At 63.2% G+C, this 5714-nt stretch carries 3 protein-coding genes; 1 reads left to right on the plus strand and 2 read right to left on the minus strand.

Annotated elements, in window-relative coordinates:
- Window positions 1-747 (minus strand): GAF domain-containing protein (locus tag VMR39_RS09705; protein WP_325415764.1); only part of this gene is annotated, 747 nt, incomplete at its 3' end.
- A 224-nt stretch (window positions 748-971) separates the two neighbouring features.
- Between VMR39_RS09705 and katG the strand changes: the two genes are divergently transcribed.
- The gene (gene katG / locus VMR39_RS09710) at window positions 972-3176 is read left to right on the plus strand and encodes a catalase/peroxidase HPI (RefSeq protein WP_325415765.1); all 2205 of its coding nucleotides are present in this window, start codon (window positions 972-974) and stop codon (window positions 3174-3176) included.
- Window positions 3177-3219: 43 nt separating this feature from the next.
- On the opposite strand, the gene VMR39_RS09715 is transcribed toward katG, so the two are convergent.
- Window positions 3220-5714, minus strand: a 2495-nt coding sequence (locus tag VMR39_RS09715) for an amidohydrolase family protein (protein WP_325415766.1), incomplete at its 5' end; no start/stop codon positions are given.

The raw sequence follows: 5714 nt of genomic DNA on the forward strand, positions 1-5714 counted from the left end.
TTCCTGGATACGTTCGGCTTCCTCTGGTGAATAGAAGTCGAACGCCTCCTCCAGCGTGGGCATGACCCCGACCGGAAGACCATGAATCGCATAAACCTGATCCGACCATTCGAGCCGGTCGTCATCGAGCGACAGGCGCCAGGAACCGATGCCTGCCAACTTTTCCGCTTGGCGCAGCAGGCGATGCTGACCATCGAGAATATTGGCCCTGTCCTCGGCTAGTTCGGCCATGTCGCGGGCCTCTTCAGCGGAGGCACGCGCCCGCAGCAGACTGCTCGCGACAGCAGCGAGATCGCGCAGGATCGCCAGTTGATCTTCCGTCAGACGTCGCGGTTTGGTATCGATAACGCAGAAAGATCCCATTCCCGGCAGATTGTCGGAGAAACCTTCCTTGTGCGGGCGAAGAGGCACGCCGGCATAGAAGCGAATATGCGGATTCCCGCGTACCAGCGGATTGGTTTCAAAACGCTGGTCATCCCAGGCATCCTCGACAAGCAGCAGGTCATCCTCGTGAATGGTATGAGCGCAAAACGCCTGCTCACGGGGGGTTTCCCGAACGTCACCAAGGCCCTGAACGGACTTGAACCATTGCCGTTGGCCATCCACCAATGAAACCAGCGCGATCGGACAGTCCAGCAATCGCTGCGCCAGCGCGGTCAAGGCGTCGAATTCGCGCTCCGGCGGCGTGTCGAGAATGTGAAAGCTCGCCAATTTGTCGAGGCGAGTTGCTTCCATGTTCTGATCCATGGCGTCCCTTGTCCTAACCTGACGTAAATTTAACTCATAACGCGACGAAAAGATTATCGAAACATAACAAGTCGCCGTTTGAAACGCTCGATCGATCGCCTGCACCTCAGCGGCTCGGGTTATAACTGTCAGCGGATTTTCCGATTTCTGATCTGGCAGCACACGGGCCTATAAGGCGTCGAAGGCCGTTGGGTAGCGGCTGGCCCAAAGAGAGGAGTCGATCCATGGACGCGAAAACGAGTGGAAGCCCCCTGAACGATCCAGGCAAACAGCCGGCGGCATTACGAACCCTGCTGGGACGAACCAATCGGGACTGGTGGCCCAATCAGCTGTCGCTGGACATTCTCCAGCAGAATGGCCGATCGGGCAATCCGATGGATAGCGACTTCGATTATGCGAAGGCGTTCAAGAGCATCGACCTGGCGGCGGTGAAGCGCGACCTGACCGCGCTGATGACCGACAGCCAGCCCTGGTGGCCGGCCGACTATGGCCATTACGGCCCATTCTTCATCCGCATGGCCTGGCACAGCGCGGGCACCTATCGCACCGGCGACGGGCGCGGCGGGGCATCGTCGGGCACGCAGCGTTTCGCGCCACTCAACAGCTGGCCGGACAATGCCAATCTGGACAAGGCGCGCCGGCTGCTGTGGCCGGTGAAGCAGAAATATGGCCGCAAGCTCAGCTGGGCGGACCTGATGATCCTGGCCGGCAATGTCGCGATCGAGTCGATGGGCGGGCCGGTGTTCGGCTTTGGCGGTGGGCGCGAGGATGTGTTCGAGCCGGAGAAGGACATCTACTGGGGCACGGAAGAGTTCTGGGTCGGCCAGGAAGGCAATGAAACCCGCATCCAGCCCGATCGGGAAATGGTGCTGGAAAGCCCGCTGGCGGCGATCCAGATGGGCCTGATCTACGTCAATCCCGAAGGTCCGGGCGGCAATCCCGATCCGCTCCAGTCGGCGCGCGACATCCGCGAGACGTTCGCCCGCATGGCGATGAACGACGAGGAGACGCTGGCGCTGACGGCGGGCGGCCATACGTTCGGCAAATGCCATGGCGCGGGCGACGCGTCCAAAGTCGGCGCGGAGCCCGAAGGCGCGGATATCGCGCAGCAGGGGCTTGGCTGGCAGAGCGGCCATGAGAGCGGCATCGGCGACCATACCATCACCAGCGGTCTGGAAGGGCCATGGACCCCGACCCCGATTCAATGGTCGATGAACTATTTCCGGATGCTGCTCGACTATGACTATGAATTGGTCCGCAGCCCCGCGGGGGCGCAGCAATGGCAGCCCAGGAACCAGAAGCCGGAGGACATGGCGCCGGGCGCGCACAGCCCTGACAAGCGCGTGCCGACGATGATGACGACCGCCGACATGGCGTTCCGTGAAGACCCGAAATATCGCGAAATCGCCGAGCGTTTCTACAGGAATCCGGACGAGTTCGCCGACGCGTTCGCCCGCGCCTGGTTCAAGCTGACCCATCGCGACATGGGGCCGAAGCCCCGCTATCTGGGACCGGACGTCCCGGCGGAAGACCTGATCTGGCAGGATCCAATCCCGGCCGGACAGGCGTTGAGCGACGCCGATGTGGCGACGCTGAAGGACAAGATTGCGGCGAGCGGCCTCAACACTGGCCAACTGGTCAAGACGGCCTGGGCTTCGGCCGTCACCTATCGCGATTCCGACAAGCGCGGTGGGGCCAATGGCGCACGACTTCGTCTGGCACCGCAAAAGGATTGGGCGGTCAACGAGCCGGCCGAACTGACCAAGGTGCTTTCCGTCTATGAAGGCATCAAGAGCGACTTCGGCGGCAAGGTCAGCATTGCGGACCTGATCGTGCTGGGCGGCAATGTCGGCGTGGAGCAGGCGGCCAAGGCAGCCGGTCATAGCGTCAACGTGCCCTTCAACTCCGGCCGTGGCGACGCCACCGAGGAACAGACCGATGCCGACAGCTTCGATCCGCTGGAGCCGCGCGCCGATGGCTTCCGCAACTATCTGGAGGTGCGCTTCAGCGTTCCGACGGAAGAACTGCTGGTCGACCGCGCTCAGTTGCTGGGCCTGAGCGCGCCGGAAATGACCGTGCTGGTCGGCGGCCTGCGCGTGCTGGGTGCCAATCATGGCGGTAGCGCCCATGGCGTGCTGACCGAGCGGCCGGGCCAGCTGACCAACGACTTCTTCGTCAACCTGCTCGACATGCGGACGGCGTGGAAGGAGGTCAGCGACCGGGGCGACGAAGTGTTCGTCGGCACCGACCGCGACACAGATCAGGAAAAGTGGACGGCGACCCGGACCGACCTTGCCTTCGGTTCCAACTCACAGTTGCGTGCGCTTTCGGAAGTCTATGCTGGCGCGGATGCCGGCGACAAGTTCGTCGCCGACTTCGTCAAGGCCTGGGCCAAGGTCATGGACGCAGACCGTTTCGACCTGAGATGATCGAGGATCGCCGCCGGGATTTCGGTCCCGGCGGCGGTCATTCCTACTTGGCCGCGCCGACCAGTTCACCGACATCATGGGTGACGCCGTTGGCCATGACCTTCCTGACCTTGAACGTGTTGGCGATGTCCGCGCGCGGGTCGCCGTCCAGCAGGACGATATCGGCGAGCTTGCCCGCCTCCAGCGTCCCGGCGTCCAGATTGAGCGCCCTGGCCGAATTGACCGTGGCGGTCTGGAGCGCCTGGAAGGGCGTCAAGCCCGCATCGACATAGGAGGCAATCTCCGCATGGAGATTGGTCGCGATCATCGTGTCGGTACCTGCGACGACATGGGTGCCGGCATCATAGATTTTCTTGAGGCTGATGAGGCCGCCCGCCAGTAACGGACGGGTAAAGACCGCCATCGGATCATTGGTGCCGGTGACGGTTTCGCGCGCCCAGCTGGGATAGAGGTTGACGCGCGGATCGCTGCGATAATCGGGATGCTTTTCCAGATAGCCGGTCAGCGCGCCGAAATTGGTCGGGGTCAATGTGCGGCCGCTGCGGCCGAACAGCTGGATCACATCCTCATAGGTCATGCCGCCCGGTCCCTGCTTGGGCGAATAGCCGCGCCGGCTGGTCGCGCCCAGATGCTCGGTACCGTCGACGCCGGTATAGGCGGCCGGGAAGATTTCATGGCCCGACACCGGGATGCCCATGTCATGCGCCGCTTCGACGATACGGCGCTGATACAGGTCGGGCATACGGACATAGCTTTTGACGATGTCATATTTCAGCACCCTCGCCCGTTCCAATTCCCGCTCCAGATGAGCCGGGCTGGAGACGGCGATGCCCATCTTGTAGTAGACGCGCTGCCATTCGAGCAGCGGCCCGCCGACATAGAGGCGGGGCGACAGGCGCACGCCCGCCTCCGCCGCCTCGCGATCCTCGACCGCATCATAGACCTGGGTACCGGGATCGCGGACCGTGGTGATGCCATAGGCAAGCCAGGCCTTTTCCAGATTGGAGCCGAAGTCCTTCTGGACGTGGGAATGGAACTCGATCAGGCCCGGAATGGCGGTCAGGCCGGTGCCGTCGACGAACTTGCCGTCCTTGTGCAGTGCCGCGTCATGGTCGCGTATTTCGGCGATGCGATTGCCATCGACGATGATGTCCTTGTCATGCTGGGTCGTGTCAGTGACGGAATCGACCAGATTGCTGACGTGGATGATGGTGCGGCCGGTCGGCTTGGCGAGGCGGTAGCTGAGGTCGATCGGCACGTCGGCGATGACGCCGGTGGCGACATCGATCATCTTCAGCCTGTCGTCCGCCTGATAGAGGATCGTGCCGGAATCCGCCGTCCATGTGGGGTAGAAGGCGGTGCCTGCGGTGTAGCTGCGCACCGGCCCCAGCGGCTTGGCGTCCTTGTCCACCGGCCAGATCTTGAGCAGTCCTTCATAGATGCCCGCCATCTTCGTGCCGTCGGGCGACCAGGCGGGGCCGCTGCCGCTGCGTGTGTCGAGCGACATATTGGGTTCGGGCAACTGCCAGAAGGCTTCGCCCTTCCCGTCCGCCGGGATCACATAGACCTGGTTCGTGCCTTCGCGGAAGCTGTTGGAAAATTTGTAGGACAGGCTGATCGCGACATATTTGCCGTCCGCGGACCAGCTGGGACTGCCCGGCTGGCCCAGCGAACCCTGGAGGCGCGTCACCTTGCCTGTGGCGACGTCCACGATGCAGACGCCCGCGACACCCCAGCGGCCGTCGACGTCGATGAAGGCGACGCGGGTGCCGTCGGGCGACCAGGCCGCGCCCAAGGGCTGGGTGTCCATATTGGTGAGCTGGCGATCCTTGCCGGTCTTCAGATCCTTGATCCAGAGCTGAGGCAGGCCACCGACGCGATCGGAACTGAAGACGATACTCTGTCCATCTGGCGACCAGGCGGGATCGGCGTCGAGGGCGGCGTCCTTCGTCAGATTTTCCGGCGTGCCGCCCTTGGACGAGACGACGTAAAGATCGCCCACCGCGACGAAGGCGATGCGGCTGCCGTCTGGCGAGATATGCGGATGGACGATGCCCAGCGCCTTGCGCGGTTCGGTGGAGTCCCAGTCACGTTTCGCGCGGGCATAGCTGGGGCGGACGACCTCCAGCGTGGCGGCGAAATCGACGGTGGACAGGGCATTGCCGCTCCGCCGGCGGATCTTGCCGTCGGAGACGTAATAATAGCCGTCCTTCCCCCAGGAAATGCGGAAGGGGAAGACATTTTCCTTGCCGCTGACCGGCTTGCCGTCGATTTCCAGATGGCTGCCGGCACTGTCGGCCACGACATAGGCGAGTTCGCCGGACGGGCCGAAGGAAGGCGCGTCAGCCTTCCCTTTCACTTCCCTGAGCAGGCTTTCCTGCCCGGTAGCGAGGCTGGTGACGTAGATCGCGCTTTTGATCATCCCGTCCCCGCCCGAATAGGCAATGCGGGTGCCGTCGGGCGACCAGCTGGGCAGGCGATCCTCGCGCGGGTTGCTGCTGACCTGCTTCATCGCGCCGGTTGCGATGTCCAGCGTCC

The sequence above is a fragment of the Sphingobium sp. genome (assembly GCF_035511395.1).
Taxonomy (GTDB): Bacteria; Pseudomonadota; Alphaproteobacteria; order Sphingomonadales; family Sphingomonadaceae; genus Sphingobium.